General features: G+C 65.7%; 17 protein-coding genes. 13 read left to right on the top strand and 4 right to left on the bottom strand.

All coding sequences use genetic code 11. The features are described 5' to 3' along the window. The first annotated feature begins 18 nt into the window (after window positions 1-18). Window positions 19-1,659 (top strand): chaperonin GroEL, encoded by a 1,641-nt coding sequence (groL, locus tag LGN17_RS05810; protein ID WP_175951514.1) that lies wholly within the window; start codon window positions 19-21, stop codon window positions 1,657-1,659. A gap of 197 nt (window positions 1,660-1,856) precedes the next feature. On the opposite strand, the gene LGN17_RS05815 is transcribed toward groL, so the two are convergent. Continuing rightward, entirely contained in the window at window positions 1,857-2,723 is an 867-nt protein-coding gene (locus tag LGN17_RS05815; protein ID WP_226195509.1) for a hydroxymethylpyrimidine/phosphomethylpyrimidine kinase, read from the bottom strand. A 254-nt stretch (window positions 2,724-2,977) separates the two neighbouring features. Here LGN17_RS05815 and LGN17_RS05820 point away from each other — a divergent pair, with 254 nt between their 5' ends. The 8 genes from LGN17_RS05820 to LGN17_RS05855 all read left to right on the top strand — a co-directional run bounded on the left by LGN17_RS05820 (window position 2,978) and on the right by LGN17_RS05855 (window position 9,572). Next, complete coding sequence (locus tag LGN17_RS05820; RefSeq protein ID WP_004186709.1) at window positions 2,978-3,148, top strand: rubredoxin; 171 nt, start codon at window positions 2,978-2,980, stop codon at window positions 3,146-3,148. A 104-nt stretch (window positions 3,149-3,252) separates the two neighbouring features. Further along, window positions 3,253-4,554, top strand: a complete 1,302-nt coding sequence (locus LGN17_RS05825) for a hypothetical protein (RefSeq protein ID WP_226195510.1) — start codon at window positions 3,253-3,255, stop codon at window positions 4,552-4,554. Window positions 4,555-4,736: 182 nt separating this feature from the next. After that, window positions 4,737-5,315: a YqgE/AlgH family protein gene (locus LGN17_RS05830; protein ID WP_011351143.1), complete on the top strand. Its 579-nt coding sequence runs from the start codon at window positions 4,737-4,739 to the stop codon at window positions 5,313-5,315. Then, window positions 5,312-5,761, top strand: coding sequence for a Holliday junction resolvase RuvX (ruvX, locus tag LGN17_RS05835; RefSeq protein ID WP_027788201.1), 450 nt, complete (start codon window positions 5,312-5,314; stop codon window positions 5,759-5,761). The genes LGN17_RS05830 and ruvX overlap by 4 nt, the downstream gene beginning before the upstream one ends. Beyond that, window positions 5,748-6,260, top strand: coding sequence for a bifunctional pyr operon transcriptional regulator/uracil phosphoribosyltransferase PyrR (pyrR, locus tag LGN17_RS05840; RefSeq protein ID WP_175966846.1), 513 nt, complete (start codon window positions 5,748-5,750; stop codon window positions 6,258-6,260). Before ruvX ends, pyrR begins: the two co-directional genes overlap by 14 nt. A gap of 73 nt (window positions 6,261-6,333) precedes the next feature. After that, a complete protein-coding gene (locus tag LGN17_RS05845; RefSeq protein WP_006476735.1) occupies window positions 6,334-7,365 on the top strand; it encodes an aspartate carbamoyltransferase catalytic subunit in 1,032 nt (343 codons plus the stop codon). Between the two features lie 52 nt (window positions 7,366-7,417). Next, a complete protein-coding gene (locus LGN17_RS05850; RefSeq protein WP_226195511.1) occupies window positions 7,418-8,695 on the top strand; it encodes a dihydroorotase in 1,278 nt (425 codons plus the stop codon). 19 nt (window positions 8,696-8,714) lie between these two features. Next, window positions 8,715-9,572 (top strand): lysophospholipid acyltransferase family protein, encoded by an 858-nt coding sequence (locus LGN17_RS05855; RefSeq protein ID WP_226195512.1) that lies wholly within the window; start codon window positions 8,715-8,717, stop codon window positions 9,570-9,572. 32 nt (window positions 9,573-9,604) lie between these two features. Here LGN17_RS05855 and LGN17_RS05860 read toward each other — a convergent pair whose 3' ends face one another. Then, on the bottom strand, window positions 9,605-10,444 hold the full coding sequence (locus LGN17_RS05860) for a symmetrical bis(5'-nucleosyl)-tetraphosphatase (RefSeq protein ID WP_226195513.1): 840 nt from the start codon (window positions 10,442-10,444) through the stop codon (window positions 9,605-9,607). Window positions 10,445-10,785: 341 nt separating this feature from the next. Here LGN17_RS05860 and rfbB point away from each other — a divergent pair, with 341 nt between their 5' ends. Genes rfbB through rfbD form a run of 4 tightly spaced genes read left to right on the top strand, consistent with a single transcriptional unit; the run spans window position 10,786 to window position 14,180 of the window. Beyond that, entirely contained in the window at window positions 10,786-11,847 is a 1,062-nt protein-coding gene (rfbB, locus tag LGN17_RS05865) for a dTDP-glucose 4,6-dehydratase (RefSeq protein WP_226195514.1), read from the top strand. Between the two features lie 11 nt (window positions 11,848-11,858). After that, entirely contained in the window at window positions 11,859-12,752 is an 894-nt protein-coding gene (gene rfbA / locus LGN17_RS05870) for a glucose-1-phosphate thymidylyltransferase RfbA (protein WP_226195515.1), read from the top strand. After that, a complete protein-coding gene (rfbC, locus tag LGN17_RS05875) occupies window positions 12,737-13,288 on the top strand; it encodes a dTDP-4-dehydrorhamnose 3,5-epimerase (RefSeq protein ID WP_226195516.1) in 552 nt (183 codons plus the stop codon). The genes rfbA and rfbC overlap by 16 nt, the downstream gene beginning before the upstream one ends. Before the next feature lie 7 nt (window positions 13,289-13,295). Then, window positions 13,296-14,180, top strand: a complete 885-nt coding sequence (gene rfbD, locus LGN17_RS05880; RefSeq protein WP_226195721.1) for a dTDP-4-dehydrorhamnose reductase — start codon at window positions 13,296-13,298, stop codon at window positions 14,178-14,180. A 156-nt stretch (window positions 14,181-14,336) separates the two neighbouring features. Here the strand turns inward: rfbD and LGN17_RS05885 are convergent, their stop codons facing one another. After that, window positions 14,337-15,455: a glycosyl transferase gene (locus LGN17_RS05885; RefSeq protein WP_226195517.1), complete on the bottom strand. Its 1,119-nt coding sequence runs from the start codon at window positions 15,453-15,455 to the stop codon at window positions 14,337-14,339. Continuing rightward, complete coding sequence (wecB, locus tag LGN17_RS05890; protein WP_226195518.1) at window positions 15,446-16,546, bottom strand: non-hydrolyzing UDP-N-acetylglucosamine 2-epimerase; 1,101 nt, start codon at window positions 16,544-16,546, stop codon at window positions 15,446-15,448. Before wecB ends, LGN17_RS05885 begins: the two co-directional genes overlap by 10 nt. Window positions 16,547-16,560 lie beyond the last annotated feature (14 nt).

Genomic DNA, 16,560 nt, shown 5'->3' on the forward strand with positions numbered 1-16,560 from the left:
AATTCAAGGAGTTAGAAGATGGCAGCTAAAGACGTCGTATTCGGCGATTCCGCCCGTTCGAAGATGGTCGAAGGCGTGAACATTCTCGCCAACGCAGTCAAGGTCACGCTGGGTCCGAAGGGCCGCAACGTCGTGCTCGAGCGCAGCTTCGGCGGCCCGACGGTCACCAAGGACGGTGTGTCGGTCGCGAAGGAAATCGAGCTGAAGGACAAGCTCCAGAACATGGGCGCGCAAATGGTCAAGGAAGTGGCTTCCAAGACCAGCGACAACGCAGGCGACGGCACGACGACGGCAACCGTCCTCGCGCAATCGATCGTCCGCGAAGGCATGAAGTACGTCGCATCGGGCATGAACCCGATGGACCTGAAGCGCGGCATCGACAAGGCAGTTGCAGCGGCTGTCGAAGAGCTGAAGAAGATCAGCAAGCCGTGCACGACGAACAAGGAAATCGCACAGGTCGGCTCGATCTCGGCGAACAGCGACACGTCGATCGGCGATCGCATCGCTGAAGCGATGGACAAGGTCGGCAAGGAAGGTGTCATCACCGTCGAAGACGGCAAGTCGCTGGCCGACGAACTCGACGTCGTCGAGGGCATGCAGTTCGATCGCGGCTACCTGTCGCCGTACTTCATCAACAATCCGGAAAAGCAAGTCGCCGTCCTCGACAACCCGTTCGTGCTGCTGCACGACAAGAAGGTGTCGAACATCCGTGATCTGCTGCCGGTGCTCGAGCAAGTCGCGAAGGCAGGCCGTCCGCTGCTGATCATCGCTGAAGACATCGAAGGCGAAGCGCTCGCAACGCTGGTCGTCAACAACATCCGCGGCATCCTGAAGACCGTTGCGGTCAAGGCGCCGGGCTTCGGCGATCGTCGCAAGGCGATGCTGGAAGACATCGCGATCCTGACCGGCGGCCAGGTGATCGCGGAAGAAACCGGCCTGACGCTCGAGAAGGCAACGCTGGCAGAACTGGGCCAGGCGAAGCGCATCGAAGTGGGCAAGGAAAACACGACGATCATCGACGGCGCAGGCGAAGCCGCGAACATCGAAGCACGCGTGAAGCAAGTGCGCGCGCAAATCGAAGAAGCGACGTCGGACTACGACCGTGAAAAGCTGCAAGAGCGCGTGGCCAAGCTGGCCGGCGGTGTTGCAGTGATCAAGGTCGGCGCAGCGACCGAAGTCGAAATGAAGGAAAAGAAGGCACGTGTCGAAGACGCACTGCACGCAACGCGCGCAGCTGTGGAAGAAGGCATCGTGGCAGGCGGCGGCGTTGCGCTGATCCGCGCTCGCACCGCGATCGCAGGCCTGACCGGCGCTAACGCCGACCAGAATGCCGGCATCAAGATCGTGCTGCGCGCCATGGAAGAGCCGCTCCGCCAGATCGTCACGAACGGCGGCGAAGAAGCCAGCGTCGTGGTGGCGGCAGTTGCTGCAGGCCAGGGCAACTACGGCTACAACGCGGCGACGGGCGAGTACGTCGACATGGTCGAAGCCGGTGTTGTCGACCCGACCAAGGTCACGCGTACCGCACTGCAGAACGCAGCTTCGGTTGCAGGCCTGCTGCTGACGACGGACGCAGCTGTTGCCGAACTGCCGAAGGAAGACGCACCGATGCCGGGCGGCATGCCGGGCGGCATGGGCGGCATGGGCATGGACATGTAATCGACTTCGGTCGATGGTGTCCGGAGCGCGCAGCGATGCGCGTTCCAGCCAAAAGAAAAGACCCGCAGCGATGCGGGTCTTTTTTTATGTGCGCACGGATTTCGATGCGTGCGCAGGGTGGCCGAAGATGTCGCGCCCCAAGGCCGTGACATGGGCAGCGGCGGGGCAGCGGCGGGGCATGTCCCGCCGTGCTGACCTCAATGCCGGTGCGACGTCCTCGGCACCGTGTCGGCCTTCACGGCCGGCGGCGTGTCCGAGTCTTCGTTGCCGCGCGCCCAGAAGAACCGGTCGGGCAGGTACGCACCCATGCCGGGCCGGAACGCGTCACGCACGGACTGGTACAGGTATTCCTGCGCCTCGCGAACGGCTTCGGGCGGTTCCTGGCCGTTCGCGAGCAGTGCCGCGATGGCCGCGCCCAAGGTATCGGTGATGCCCATCAGCCGGTGCGGCGAGCGATCCCACATGTCCTCGCGGAGCTGGCCCTCCTCGCCGTACAGTGTGTTGACGAGCCGGTGCGAACCCGTCTCGGACGACAGGATGTACTCGCAGCCCTGCGACAGCAGGTGCGAGACGGCCGCGTCGAGATTCGGCGCCTCGGCGTCGCCGTCGGGCTGCGCGAGCGCGATCAGCGTCGCGTAGTCGGCGACCAGCAGCGTGGTTTGCGGCGCCAGCAGGTCGGCGATCGATTCGCGCAGGTCGTCGGCTGCGAGCACGTGTTCGTCGTCGAGCGTGAAGTCCGGCGCGAGCACGAGCGGCACGCCGTCGTAGTCGGCGACGACCTCGGCGATTGCGCTCACGACTTCCGCGCGCGTCGCCGCGCCGATCTTGAACGCTGCAACCGGCATGTCTTCGAGCAGCATGCGCGCCTGGGCAGCGACCACGTCGGGATCGAGGCCGGTCACTTCGTCGCAGGCGGCCGAGTCGCGCACGGTGTAGCCCGTCAGGACGGACACGCCGTGACAGCCCATGCTCGCCAAGGTCATCAGATCGGCTTGAATGCCGGAGCCGCCGGTGGGATCGGACAGGCCGAAGGTGAGGACGATCGGAGGGGCGTTGCTGGACATGTAAAAATGGGGCAAGAGAAAAACGGGAAAGCGACGGGCATGCGGACGGCGAGGCGAAATGGGCATTTTTGGCCCTGTGTTGCCCGGCAGGCCGCACTTTTCAGTCATTATGCGGCGGAATCCGGCCTGCACGATGGATTTTTTAGCGCGGCGCAACGTAGTTGCGTTACTCCAGCGCGATTGCTAGGCAGTCCGGCCCCGACACGGTACCATCATGGCTCCCGAATTTACCGACTTTCCCGACGCGGCTTAAGATGGAATACAAGAGCTGGATGTGCCTGATTTGTGGCTGGATTTACGACGAAGAAGCCGGGCTGCCGGAAGAGGGCATTGCCCCGGGCACGCGCTGGGAAGACGTCCCCATCAACTGGACGTGTCCTGAATGCGGCGCCCGCAAGGAAGACTTCGAGATGGTCCAGATCTGACCGGACCCTTGGCCCACGGACACACCGCTCAGGCCTCGCATCGGCCCGGCGCTCGCGCGTCGAGGTTCGCGCGAGCGACTTGACGATGACAGGCGTGCGTGTGCATGAGGCCCGAACCGGCGAACGTTCCCCACCCTGACGCACTGCCCAACCCGCGCGGCGGGGCCGTGCGTGCGGCCGACGCATGGCTTGCGGCGGCCGCCGACGCTTTCGAGCATCGCGACGACGCGGCCGCGCCGCTGTCCGCTGCGGCGGCCGTGCTGGCGGAAGCCGGCTGGCTGCCGGCCGCGCGTTTCGCGGGGCAGTTGTCGGCCGCCGTGCCGCTCGTCGCCGTCGAGCCGACTTCGGCCGGCTGGCGTGCCGCGCTGCGCGATTTCCGCGCGGCCGTCGCACGCCACAACCTGCGCGAGCTCGCCTGCTCACCCGTTCTCTTCGAACATTTCCGCGCATTGCGCGCGCAAAGCGCCGCCGACCTGCGCGCCAACGCGCCGCTCGACGCGCTCGCGCTCGTCGGCCGCGCGGTGCCGCCGGCCACCCTGCGCGCGCTGCCCGATGCGTTCGCGACCCGGATTCGCGCCCGCTACGAACAGGCGCTGCTTGGCGTGCTGCGTGCGGAACATCGCACGCCCGATGCGGCACTCGACGAACTCGATGCGGTGCTGGCCGCGCTCGCCGATGACGATCCATACGATTTCTGGCGGCTCGCGGCCGCGTGCGTGCGCGCGCTGCGTGCCAGCGGCGCGCCCGAGCTGAAGCGCTTTCTCGCGCGGATGAACCTGCTGCTCGGCGAGCACGCGCAGGGCCGGCGCAGTGCGCCGCCCGAACTCGTGCGCGAGACGGTGGCGCTGCTGTGGCGCGATTTCGCGCTGTTCGGCGCCGCGGCCGAGGATGTCGCGCTCGTCGACGTGCTGCACGACTACGGGCTGACGGTCGACTGGCACGTTGCCGGCACGCCCGCGTCCGAAGCGCTGTGGGAGGCCGATGCCGCCCGGGCCGAGCACGATGCGGTCGCCGCCGCGCCGACTCGCGCGCTCGGCGTCGTGACGGTCAATGCGCATGCCTATGAGGATTTCCTGCAGACGGCTGATGCGTCGATGGCCGACCTTGCGGCCGATCCGGCCGGGGCCGACGCGGGTGCCGCATGGCATGCGTCCGGCGCGGCCTACCGGGTCGGCGCGGCAGCATGTGCGCTCGGGCTCGGTCACGCGGCGCTTCTGGCCGACACGCTCGGCCTGGCGTGGCGGCGTGCGGCGCACGGCGTGCCGCTCGCCGACGGCGGCCTCGATGCACACGGCCACGCGTCCGACATGCTGCGCGCGGCGCTGCTGAAGATTGCCGCCGGCGTTGCGCCGCCGGACCTCACCGCGGCGTCCGGCGCGCTCGGCGCGGCGCTCGGCCGGGCCTGACGAACGAGGGGGCGAACACGCGGCGGCGGCCCTTGCCGCGCGGGCCCGCAACACGCTCCCGACAGCGCCCGCGCGCGTGTTAGAGTGCCGTGTGATTCGTGCGCGCCGTTGCCAGCGCGGTGCGGCGTTGCTTGTTGATCGCGGCCCGGTCAGGCCGCGGCGTCTTTGCTAAAATTCAAACCATGTCAAAGCCTTCCGATCGCATCAATCTCACCAACCAGTTCCTGATCGCCATGCCGAACATGGCCGATCCGACGTTCTCGGGAACGGTGGTCTATCTTTGCGATCACAGCGAGCGCGGTGCGCTCGGCCTCGTCATCAATCGTCCTACCGACATCGATCTCGAATCGCTGTTCAACCGCATCGACCTGAAGCTCGACATCGAGCCGCTGTTGCACATCCCGGTGTACTTCGGCGGCCCGGTCCAGACCGAGCGCGGTTTCGTGCTGCACGAGCCGGTGGAGGGCGCGAGCTACAACTCGTCGATGTCGGTCGAGGGCGGGCTGGAGATGACCACGTCGAAGGACGTGCTCGAGGCGGTCGCGACGGGCACCGGCCCGAAGCGCTTCCTGCTGACGCTCGGCCATGCGGGCTGGGGGGCAGGGCAGCTCGAGGAAGAAATTTCCCGCAACGGCTGGCTGACCGTGGCCGCCGATCCGCGCATCGTGTTCGATACGCCGGCCGAAGAGCGCTTCGAAGCCGCACTCGGCCTGCTCGGCGTCAGCTCGTCGATGCTGTCCGGCGAAGCAGGGCACGCATGAGTGGCGCGAGCGCGCGCGATGCGACGCTCCTCGCGTTCGACTACGGCGAAAAGCGTATCGGCGTCGCGATCGGCAATGCGCTGACGCGCTCGGCCCGTGCGCTCGTCGTGATCCAGAACCTGAACCGCGAACACCGCTTCAAGGCGGTCGGCGACCTGCTGGCCGAATGGCGGCCGGACGCGCTCGTCGTCGGCCTGCCGATGCACCCTGACGGCACGCCGCACGACATGACGCAGCAGGCGAAGCGCTTCGGCAATCAGCTGAACGGCCGCTTCGGGCTGCCCGTCACGTGGGTCGACGAGCGCTATTCGTCGGTCGAGGCCGAGGCCGGGCTGCGCGAGCGCAACGTGCGCGGCCGCGCCCGGGCCGAGATGCTCGATGCCGAGGCGGCGCGCGTCATCCTTCAACAGTATCTCGATCAATTGTCCGACCATGAGCACCATTGACGCCGAGGCGCTTTACCGCGTCCTGCTCGACCAGATCCGCGCCGCGTACGGCTCGGCTTTCGCCGAACCGGGTGGCCCGCGGCTCGCCGGCATTTACAGCGGCGGCGCATGGCTCGCCGAGCGCCTCGCGCGCGATCTTGGCGCGCCGGCGTTCGGCGTCGTGAACGTCGCGCTGCATCGCGACGATTACGCGAAGAAGGGGCTGCACAGCCAGGCCAGCCCGACGTCGCTGCCGTTCGAGGTCGACGGCGCGCGCATCGTGCTCGTCGACGACGTGCTGTACACCGGGCGCACCGTGCGCGCGGCGCTCAACGAGCTGTTCGACTACGGCCGTCCGGCCGCGGTCGAGCTCGCGGTGCTCGCCGATCGTGGCGGCCGCGAGCTGCCGGTCGCCGCGCGCTTCGCCGGCGGCGCGCTCGACGTGCCGGCCGGCGCGACGCTCGTGCTCGCGCGCGACGATGCACAGTTCACGCTGCGCGTCGAGGCGCACGGCGCCTGAACGACACGCGAACCGTATCCCGGGCCGCTGGTTTGCACCGCGGCCCGTTTGCATAGTTGGAATCACGCACATCATGACCACCGACACCACTGGCCGCACCGGCAATCCCGCTGCGGCCGCGAGCCCCGACCGGTTCCGCTACGGCTTCCTGAAGGGCAACCCGCAGCTCACGAAAAACGGCGAGCTGAAGCACCTGCTGTCGATCGAAGGCCTGCCGCGCTCGATCGTCAACCACATCCTCGATACGGCCGAGCAGTTCGTCAGCGTGACGGACCGTGAAGTGAAGAAGGTGCCGCTGCTGCGCGGCAAGTCCGTGTTCAACCTGTTCTTCGAGAACTCGACGCGCACGCGCACGACCTTCGAGATCGCCGCGACGCGCCTGTCGGCCGACGTGCTGAACCTGAACATCAACGCGTCGTCGACGAGCAAGGGCGAATCGCTGCTCGACACGATCAACAACCTGTCGGCGATGCATGCCGACCTGTTCGTCGTGCGTCACGCGTCGAGCGGCGCACCGTATCTGATCGCCGAGCACTGCGCGCCGCACGTGCACGTGATCAACGCCGGCGACGGCCGCCACGCGCACCCGACGCAGGGCCTGCTCGACATGTACACGATCCGTCACTACAAGCGCGACTTCACGAAGCTGCGCGTGGCGATCGTCGGCGACATCCTGCATTCGCGGGTCGCGCGCTCCGACATTCACGCGCTCACCACGCTCGGCGTGCCGGAAGTGCGCGCGATCGGCCCGCGCACGCTGCTGCCGGGCGGGCTCGAGCAGATGGGGGTGAAGGTGTTCCACAACCTCGACGAAGGGCTGAAGGGCGTCGACGTGATCATCATGCTGCGCCTGCAGAACGAACGGATGAGCGGCGCGCTGCTGCCGTCGGCGCAGGAATATTTCAAGACCTGGGGCCTGACGCCCGAGCGCCTCGCGCTCGCCGCGCCCGACGCGATCGTGATGCACCCGGGCCCGATGAACCGCGGCGTCGAGATCGATTCGCAGGTCGCCGATGGCCCGCAGTCGGTGATCCTCAACCAGGTCACGTTCGGCATCGCCGTGCGGATGGCCGTGATGGGCATCGTCGCCGGCAACAGCGACTGAGCCCGCTTTCGCGCATCCTTATTCACGCAATCAACGCATTTACAGACAGCGCATGAAGATTCATATCAAAGGCGGCACGCTGATCGACCCGGTCGCCGGCACCGAGCAGCAGGCCGACGTATTCGTTGCGGACGGCAAGATCGCCGCGCTCGGCACGGCGCCGGCCGGTTTCAACGCGGACCGGACGATCGACGCGTCGGGCCTGATCGTCGCGCCTGGCCTCGTCGACCTGTGCGCGCGGCTGCGCGAGCCCGGCTACGAGCACAAGGCGACGCTCGCGTCCGAGATGGCCGCGGCCGTCGCGGGCGGTGTCACGACCCTCGTGTGCCCGCCGGATACCGACCCCGTGCTCGACGAGCCGGGCCTCGTCGAGATGCTCAAGTTCCGCGCGCGCAACCTGCACCAGGCGAACGTGCATCCGCTTGGCGCGCTGACGGTCGGTCTCAAGGGTGAAGTGATCACCGAGATGGTCGCGCTGACCGAGTCCGGTTGCGTCGGCTTCACGCACGCCAACGTGCCGGTGCGCGATACGCAGGTGCTGCTGCGTGCGCTGCAGTACGCGAGCACCTACGGCTACACCACGTGGCTGCGCCCGCAAGACGCATTCATCGGCCGCGGCGGTGTCGCCGCGAGCGGTGCGCTGGCGTCGCGGCTCGGGCTGTCCGGCGTGCCGGTCGCGGCCGAGACGATCGCGCTGCACACGATTTTCGAACTGATGCGCGTGACGGGCGCACGCGTGCACCTCGCGCGGCTGTCGTCGGCGGCCGGGCTCGCGCTCGTGCGCGAGGCGAAGGCCGAGGGGCTGCCCGTGACCTGCGACGTCGGCGTCAATCACGTGCACCTGATCGACGTCGACATCGGCTACTTCGATTCGCAGTTCCGGCTCGATCCGCCGCTGCGCAGCGAGCGCGATCGCGAAGCGATTCGCGTGGCACTCGCCGACGGCACGATCGACGCGATCTGCTCCGACCACACGCCGGTCGACGACGACGAGAAGCTGCTGCCGTTCGGCGAAGCGACGCCGGGTGCGACGGGGCTCGAACTGCTGCTGTCGCTGACGCTGAAGTGGGCCGATGAAACGCGTACGCCGATTGCGCAGGCGCTGCGCCGCATCACGTCCGCGCCGGCCGACGTGCTGCAGCTGCCGGCCGGCCGCCTCACCGAAGGCGGCGCGGCCGACCTGTGCGTGTTCGACCCGCGCGCGCACTGGCGCGTCGAGCCGCGTGCGCTGAAGAGCCAGGGCCACAACTCGCCGTTCCTCGGCTACGAACTGCCCGCCTGCGTGCGCACGACGCTCGTCGCCGGGCAGATCGCGTTCGAGCGCCCCTGAACCACGCCGGACTTTCGCCATGATTGCCTTTCGCAAGCTGCGTCTCGTCTTTCACCTGTTGCGCGGCATGGTGATCGTCGCGCTGCGTTTTTCGCACGTCACGCCCGCGCGGCGTGCCGAGATGACGCGCCGCTGGTCGCTCAAGCTGCTGCGGATTTGCGGGATGCGCCTCGTCGTCCATAACGACGGCGCACGGCTCGACGCGAGCGCGCTCGTGGTCGGCAATCACGTGTCCTGGCTCGACATCTACACGGTCAACGCGTGGCGGCCGACGCCGTTCGTGTCGAAGGCCGAGGTGCGGCAGTGGCCGGTCGTCGGCTGGCTCGCCGAAAAGCTCGACACCGTGTTCCTGCAGCGCGAGAAGCGCACCGAGGCGATGCGGGTCATGCACGAGATGGCGGAGCGCCTGCGCAACGGCGGGCTGATGTGCGTATTTCCGGAAGGGACGACGACCGACGGGCAGGAGCTGCTGCCGTTCCATGCGAACCTGTTCCAGGCCGCGGTATCGGCTGGCTGTGCGGTGCAGCCGATCTGCCTGATGTACGAGGATGCGCAGCGGCGGCAGTCGGTCGCGCCGGCCTACACGGGCGAGTTGGCGCTCGGCAAGTCGCTCGACATGGTGTTGCGCGGCGGCCCGATCATCGCGCACCTGTACGTGTGCGAACCGATCGCGCCGGGCGGCGACCGGCGGGCGACGTCCGCCGCGGCGCGCGATGCGATCGCGGCTGCGCTCGCGACGCTGCAGGCCAAGGTCGGCAAGCCGACGGCCGAGTCGCTTGCGGAATTGCAGAAGCATGCGTATCCGGCGACCGAGGTTGGCACCGGCGCGGCAGGCGGCGACGCGGCCGATGCGCCCGTGCCGGGGCGCGAGGGTTGACGCGCTTCCCGGCGACGCGAATCAGCCTCTAATCACTCTCCGCCCGGCGCGCGGCACGCTTCGCATTGCACCTGCGTGACCGTGCGCTGCGCCGGATCGGCCGTCAGCCGTACGGCCGACAACTGGTTTCCCCACACACATCCCGAATCGAGCGCGACGACGTTCTCGCGCACCATCAGGCCGAGCGCGGCCCAGTGCCCGAACACGACCGTCACGTCCTCCGTACGGCGCCCCGGTACATCGAACCACGGCAGGTAGCCGGGCGGCGCGCTGTCGGGGCCGCCATTCGCCTTGAATTCCATCGCACCGTCGGGCGTGCAGAAGCGCACGCGCGTGAACGCGTTGAACGCGACGCGCATCCGGTCGCGTTTCTTTAGGTTCGGGTTCCATTGGTTCGGTTCGTTGCCGTATAGGCCTTGAAGCGTGTCGCGCCAGTCGGGGGCGCGCAGCGCGCGCTGGAGTTCGTCGGCGAGTTCGAGCGCGAGCGTGGTGTCCCATTGCGGCAGTACGCCTGCATGGACGAGCAGCATGCCGTGTTCGAAGTGCGCGAACGGGCGGTGGCGGACCCAGTCGAGCAATGCATCGGCGTCGGGTGCGTCCAGGATCTCGCCGATGGTGTCGCCCGGGCGTTCGGTGCGCAGGCCGGCCGAGACCGCAAGCAGGTGGAGGTCGTGATTGCCGAGCACGACGGTCGCGCGCGGGCCGAGGTCGACGAGTGCACGCAGCGCGGCGAGGGAGTCCGGGCCGCGGTTGACGACGTCGCCGGCGATCCAAAGGGGCGTGTCGGCGGGAGCTGAAAGCTTTTCGAGCAAAGCCTGGAAAGCGGAATGACAGCCTTGGATGTCGCCGATGGCGATGGGGGAGGGAAGCATGAGGGTTGGATCGTGACGAATCTGGATGAACTGAGAAAAAATCGTTCAATTACGCCTGTGGCGCAACGGACGTTCCCCATTGGGCCGCCCCCGTGGCATACGATTCTTCGTGGCGCAAAGGGCCGGGGCGCTGTATCAAGTTGTTAGCGGCATGGAACTGGTGTGCGCTGGATTCCTATAATTGACATTTTCGCTCCGAAATTAACGTCTCGTGACTTGGCCGGTCATGGCGACCGGTTAAAATGCCGGGCCTGATTGGCCGAGACTTGGCCACTGTGACATGACAAGAAATGCGATGCGCACCTGCCAGGCGCGCCGCATATTATTACTAGAGGACTTTCATGATCTTGGTTACCGGCGGCGCGGGTTTTATCGGTGCCAACTTTGTACTCGACTGGATGGGCACCTCCGGCGAGGCCGTGCTCAATGTCGACAAACTGACCTATGCGGGTAATCTGCGTACGCTGGCGCCGCTGGACGGGAATCCGGATCATATGTTTGCGCGCGTCGATATCTGCGATCGCGCGGCGCTCGATGCCCTGTTTGCCGAGCACAAGCCGCGCGCCGTTGTCCATTTCGCCGCTGAAAGCCACGTCGACCGCTCGATCCACGGGCCGGCTGATTTCGTGCAGACCAACGTCGTCGGCACGTTTACGCTGCTCGAAGCGGCGCGCACGTACTGGAACGGTCTGAACGACGCGGACAAGGCGGCATTCCGCTTCCTGCACGTGTCGACCGACGAAGTGTTCGGGTCGTTGTCCGCGGCCGACCCGCAGTTTTCGGAGACGACGCCTTACGCGCCGAACAGCCCCTATTCGGCGACGAAGGCTGGCTCCGATCACCTGGTGCGTGCATATCACCACACGTACGGCCTGCCGACGCTCACGACGAATTGCTCGAACAACTACGGCCCTTACCAGTTCCCAGAGAAACTGATCCCGCTGATGATCGCGAATGCGCTCGCGGGCAAGCCGCTGCCGGTCTACGGCGACGGCCAGAATGTACGCGACTGGCTGTACGTCGGCGACCACTGCAGCGCGATCCGCGAAGTGCTCGCGCGCGGCGTGCCGGGCGAGACATACAACATCGGCGGCTGGAACGAGAAGAAGAACCTTGACGTCGTGCATACGCTCTGCGATCTGCTCGACGCTGCACGGCCGAAGGCAACGGGCTCGTACCGCGATCTGATCACGTACGTGACGGACCGCCCGGGCCACGACCGCCGCTACGCGATCGATGCGCGCAAGCTCGAGCGGGAGCTCGGCTGGAAGCCCGCCGAAACGTTCGAGACCGGGCTCGCGAAGACGGTGCGCTGGTATCTTGACCACCAGGCGTGGGTGGGCGATGTCGCGTCCGGCGACTACCGCAAGTGGGTCGAAACGAATTACGCGCAACGCACGTGAGGATCTGATCGATGTCACGCAAAGGCATTATTCTCGCCGGTGGCTCGGGCACGCGGCTGTATCCGGTTACGCATGTCGTATCGAAGCAGCTTCTGCCTGTGTACGACAAGCCGATGATTTACTACCCGCTGTCGACGTTGATGTTGGCGGGGATCCGCGACGTACTCGTCATTTCTACGCCGCAGGATACGCCGCGCTTCGAGGCGATGCTCGGCGACGGCGGCCAGTGGGGGATGAATATTTGCTACGCGGTGCAGCCGTCACCAGACGGGCTTGCGCAGGCGTTCATCATCGGGAGGAGTTTCGTCGGCAACGATCCGTCGGCGCTGATTCTCGGCGACAACATTTTCTATGGGCACGATCTCGCGAAGCAACTGGAGCGTGCGCACGCGAAGGAGTCGGGCGCGACGGTATTCGCGTATCACGTGAACGATCCCGAGCGTTACGGCGTCGTTGAATTCGACAAGGAGTTCCACGCGTTGTCGATCGAGGAGAAGCCAGCCGCGCCGCGCTCGAACTATGCGGTGACCGGACTGTACTTCTACGACAACCGGGTATGCGACATCGCCGCCGATATCAAGCCGTCCGTGCGCGGCGAGCTCGAGATCACCGACGTGAATTCGCGTTATCTCGCCGATGGCAAGCTCGACGTGGAGATCATGGGGCGTGGCTATGCCTGGCTCGATACCGGCACGCACGATTCGCTGATCGATGCGGCGACGTTCATCGCAACGTTACAGAAGCGGCAGGGGCTCGTCGTCGCTTGCCCCGAGGAGATCGCCTATCGAAGGCAGTGGATCGACGCGGACCAGTTACGCAAGCTTGCTGTGCCTCTGGCAAAGAACAGCTACGGGCGCTATCTTGAGCTCATTCTTTCGGATCAGGTCGCATGGCTATCCAAGTAACTGCAACGGCTCTTCCCGAAGTCAAGCTCATCGAGCCGAAGGTGTTTGGCGACGCGCGCGGGTATTTCTACGAGAGCTTCAACGCGCGCGAGTTTGCGGAGCAGGTCGCTCCGGGCATCGAGTTCGTGCAGGACAATCACTCGCGATCCGCAAAAGGCGTGCTGCGCGGGCTGCACTACCAGATCGAACACACACAGGGCAAGCTGGTACGCGTGGTCGAGGGAGAGGTGTTCGACGTCGCAGTCGATGTGCGCCGCAGTTCGCCCAATTTCGGCAAGTGGGTCGGCGTGACGCTGTCCGCCGACAACCATCGGCAGCTTTGGGTTCCGCCGGGGTTCGCGCATGGCTTCCTTGTGGTGTCCGAGTCTGCTCAGTTCCTCTACAAGACGACCGATTATTGGTTTCCCGAGCACGAACGCAGCATTGTCTGGAACGATCCGGACATCGGGATCGCGTGGCCGCTGGATGGCGAGCCGCTGCTGGCCGTCAAGGATGCCGCGGGCATGCGGTTGATGGACGCTGATCTTTTTGAGTGAGGTCGTGATGAATTCCGAGTCGACGATCCTCGTAACCGGTGTCACGGGTCAGGTAGGTTTTGAACTGCTGCGCTCGCTGCAGGGGCTCGGCCGTGTGGTGGCGTGCGACCGCTCGATGCTCGATCTGTCTGATCTCGAGCGGATCCGTGCTGTCGTGCGGGCGTTGCAGCCGGCCTTCATCGTGAATCCGGCTGCCTATACGGCCGTTGACAATGCCGAGGACGACGTCGATGCGGCAAGACGCATAAATGCCGATGTGCCGCGGGTCCTGGCGGAAGAGGCTGCGCGCAGCGGTGCGGTGCTGATTCACTACTCGACCGATTACGTGTTCGACGGAGCCAAGGCGGGCGCGTATACCGAGACCGATGCAGTGAATCCGCTGAACGTGTACGGGACGACCAAGCTCGAGGGTGAGCGTGCGATCGAGAACGCAGGGTGCGCGTACCTGACCTTGCGAACCAGCTGGGTATACGGGCGACGTGGCAGGAATTTCTTGCGCACGATGCTCAAGCTGGGCGCGGAGCGACCCGAATTGCGTGTGGTTGCCGATCAGGTCGGCGCGCCGACCTGGTCGAAAACAATTGCAGCCGCGACTGCGCACATCCTCTCCAAAGGGCTGGCCGCCCATCATGAGGCCTGGTGGCAGGCGCGCTCCGGAACCTATCATCTGAGTGCGGCCGGCGAGACGTCCTGGCACGGTTTCGCCAAAGCGATTCTCGGCATCGCGATGGGTGACGACGCACCCGCTGTGGTGCCGATCTCCGCGAGCGAGTTTCCGGTGCGCGCAAGTCGCCCGGCGAATTCGCGCTTGTCCCACGGCAAACTCGCCGAGACGTTCGGCCTGCACCTGCCCGATTGGGAATACGCGCTGGGCCTCTGCATGACCGACTGAAAGGGATCGCCGGCGATCGGACCCCTGCATCGCTAGGTAGTGACCGGGCGCGTCAGGGTAACGGGCAGTCGCGCCAGCGGCGGATCCCGTCACTGAGCTTTCCCGTCTTGTCAGCCTTGCATGCCAAGCGAACCGCGATCGAGCAGGGATGGAACACTAGCCGAGAATGCCTGTTGCCGCGAAACGGGCGGCCCAGCTGTTTGCGCTCCGGATTCGCGATACCTCGTCGTGCGTCGTCCGGTATTCGAGTGCTTCGACAACGATCGAAGACAGGTTCTCGGATCCGCTCGAGAGGAATGTACCGGGTTCGTCGCACCGCGTTGCCATTTCTCCGAAAGGGGTCGAGATGACCGGTAATCCAAGCGCTCTGTACTCGTAATACTTGATCGGATCGACACCGTCCGTGAGCGGGTTGCGCAGGAACGGAATCAGGCCGACGTCGAAGTCCGACATCGCGGCGAGAGCGGCGGCGTGCTTCAGCGGCGGAAGAATCTGCACGTTCGCGGGCAGCGCGATTTGCGGGGGATGGAATAACGGCCCGATCAATCGAATCGTGTCCGCGGGGCGGCATTGCGCAAGCGCAGCGAGCCATTGCCAGTCGAACCACGGCCCCATGGTGCCCAGGTAACCCAGTACATGCGGCCCGGTATGATCCAACGTCTTTTCGCGGAACGCCGGAAGGACGGCTGGATCGAGCCCGTTGTGGACCAGCTTGGCGTCAGGCCGAACACTGCTCCAACTCGAGCGCAAGCCCGAAGACGATACGAAAACCGTGTCGACCTCGCGCGCGACAGCGAGTTCGGTGCGTTTCATCGCCGAGCGCGAAACGCCTCGATAGAACGACGGGAAGTCGTCCATCCTGTCGTAGAGCGACCGGGCGGGACGAGCCGCTCGTAACACGTCGAGCGCGAGCGCGGACGGCTTTCCGACCGCGAGAAGCGTGTTGCGCTCGGCGCAGAATTGCGTGACGCGACGCGTGATGTCACGCCATCCGAATCGATTGATTGCGGTGCCGAGGGGCAGTGGCTCGAGCGGAAGGCTGCGAATGCGGACGACGTCGAGCCAAGGCGGCGCGGCGGTATGCGCGTCGGACTTGCCTTCGCCGGATGGACGGCGCAAGTCTTGAAGCATGGGCAGGCGGGTTGGATACGGATCGATCCAGAGCACCCGGCAATGGGTTTCTTGATGAAACCACTCGACGAACTTGTGAGGTCGCTGTGCGAAGCTGCTCCATGGCACCGGAGACAGATAGACGAGTTGTTCGATCACACGCATTGTTCCCGGATGACGTCGAAAATCCGCTGAGCTGCCCTTCCGTCACCGTAGGGCGAGACGCCGCGTGCAACCTTGCTGTATTCGTCGGCGTTGTCGAGCATCAGCTGGACCGCATCGACGATCGTATCGGTTTGAGTGCCGACGAGCTTGACGACACCGGCTTCGACAGCTTCCGGGCGCTCGGTCTCGTCGCGCAACACCAGGACCGGTTTGCCCAGAGCGGGTGCTTCTTCCTGCACGCCGCCCGAGTCGCTGAGGATGAGGTACGAGCGCTGCATGGCGGCGACGAACGGTACATAGTCGAGCGGCGGGCAGAGTCGGATCCGGGCGTGGTGCGACAGTAGTTCGCGCGTCGTACGCTGGACGTGCGGATTGGGATGGACGGGAAACAGCACCTCGACGTCGTCGTTGGCGTCGACAATCTGGCGAATGGCATGGCAGATCCGTTCGAGCGGGGCGCCGAAATTCTCCCGGCGATGCGCGGTGACTAGAATCAGCCGTTTCGTGTCGTCGATATCGACGCCGCAGGACGGATGTGTCCGCAAGACAGTGTGAAGCGCGTCGATGACGGTGTTCCCGGTCACCCAGATCTGGTCGCTGGGGATGTTTTCATGCAGGAGGTTGTCGCGCGAACTCGCTGTCGGCGCGAAATGCAGTCTTGCAAGGCGCCCCGCGAAAACGCGGTTCATCTCTTCAGGAAACGGATTGCCGAGATCGCGGGTACGCAGGCCCGCTTCAATATGACCGAACGGTATATGCCGATAGAAGCATGCAAGCGCCGTGGCCATGACCGTCGTGGTGTCGCCTTGTCCCAGTACGAGATCGGGACGCTTGTCCACGAGCACGGCATCGATACCGTCAAGCAGACGCGACGTCAGGCTGGCAAGCCCCTGATTCGGACGCATGATGTCGAGATCGACATCCGGTTTGATATCGAAACAGGTCAGGATCTGGTCGAGCAGATCGCGGTGTTGCGCGGTCGCGAGCACGTGCACCTTGAATCCCGGATCCGCTCGCAAACGCAGGATGACCGGCGCCATCTTGATGGCCTCCGGTCGCGTGCCTACGACGCACAGTATGGTTCTAGACATGCTGTCGCTTCGAA

It is taken from the genome of Burkholderia sp. AU30280, assembly GCF_020420125.1.
In the GTDB taxonomy this organism is placed as follows: Bacteria; Pseudomonadota; Gammaproteobacteria; order Burkholderiales; family Burkholderiaceae; genus Burkholderia.

Excerpts from the sequence above, each read along its gene's own strand:
- rfbB (WP_226195514.1), top strand. The coding sequence starts at position 10,786 with ATGATCTTGGTTACCGGCGGCGCGGGTTTTATCGGTGCCAACTTTGTA.
- groL (WP_175951514.1), top strand. The coding sequence starts at position 19 with ATGGCAGCTAAAGACGTCGTATTCGGCGATTCCGCCCGTTCGAAGATG.
- LGN17_RS05825 (WP_226195510.1), top strand. The coding sequence starts at position 3,253 with ATGAGGCCCGAACCGGCGAACGTTCCCCACCCTGACGCACTGCCCAAC.
- ruvX (WP_027788201.1), top strand. The coding sequence starts at position 5,312 with ATGAGTGGCGCGAGCGCGCGCGATGCGACGCTCCTCGCGTTCGACTAC.
- LGN17_RS05855 (WP_226195512.1), top strand. The coding sequence starts at position 8,715 with ATGATTGCCTTTCGCAAGCTGCGTCTCGTCTTTCACCTGTTGCGCGGC.
- rfbC (WP_226195516.1), top strand. The coding sequence starts at position 12,737 with ATGGCTATCCAAGTAACTGCAACGGCTCTTCCCGAAGTCAAGCTCATC.
- rfbA (WP_226195515.1), top strand. The coding sequence starts at position 11,859 with ATGTCACGCAAAGGCATTATTCTCGCCGGTGGCTCGGGCACGCGGCTG.
- wecB (WP_226195518.1), bottom strand. The coding sequence starts at position 16,546 with ATGTCTAGAACCATACTGTGCGTCGTAGGCACGCGACCGGAGGCCATC.
- LGN17_RS05860 (WP_226195513.1), bottom strand. The coding sequence starts at position 10,444 with ATGCTTCCCTCCCCCATCGCCATCGGCGACATCCAAGGCTGTCATTCC.
- pyrR (WP_175966846.1), top strand. The coding sequence starts at position 5,748 with ATGAGCACCATTGACGCCGAGGCGCTTTACCGCGTCCTGCTCGACCAG.
- LGN17_RS05820 (WP_004186709.1), top strand. The coding sequence starts at position 2,978 with ATGGAATACAAGAGCTGGATGTGCCTGATTTGTGGCTGGATTTACGAC.
- rfbD (WP_226195721.1), top strand. The coding sequence starts at position 13,296 with ATGAATTCCGAGTCGACGATCCTCGTAACCGGTGTCACGGGTCAGGTA.
- LGN17_RS05830 (WP_011351143.1), top strand. The coding sequence starts at position 4,737 with ATGTCAAAGCCTTCCGATCGCATCAATCTCACCAACCAGTTCCTGATC.
- LGN17_RS05885 (WP_226195517.1), bottom strand. The coding sequence starts at position 15,455 with ATGCGTGTGATCGAACAACTCGTCTATCTGTCTCCGGTGCCATGGAGC.
- LGN17_RS05845 (WP_006476735.1), top strand. The coding sequence starts at position 6,334 with ATGACCACCGACACCACTGGCCGCACCGGCAATCCCGCTGCGGCCGCG.
- LGN17_RS05850 (WP_226195511.1), top strand. The coding sequence starts at position 7,418 with ATGAAGATTCATATCAAAGGCGGCACGCTGATCGACCCGGTCGCCGGC.
- LGN17_RS05815 (WP_226195509.1), bottom strand. The coding sequence starts at position 2,723 with ATGTCCAGCAACGCCCCTCCGATCGTCCTCACCTTCGGCCTGTCCGAT.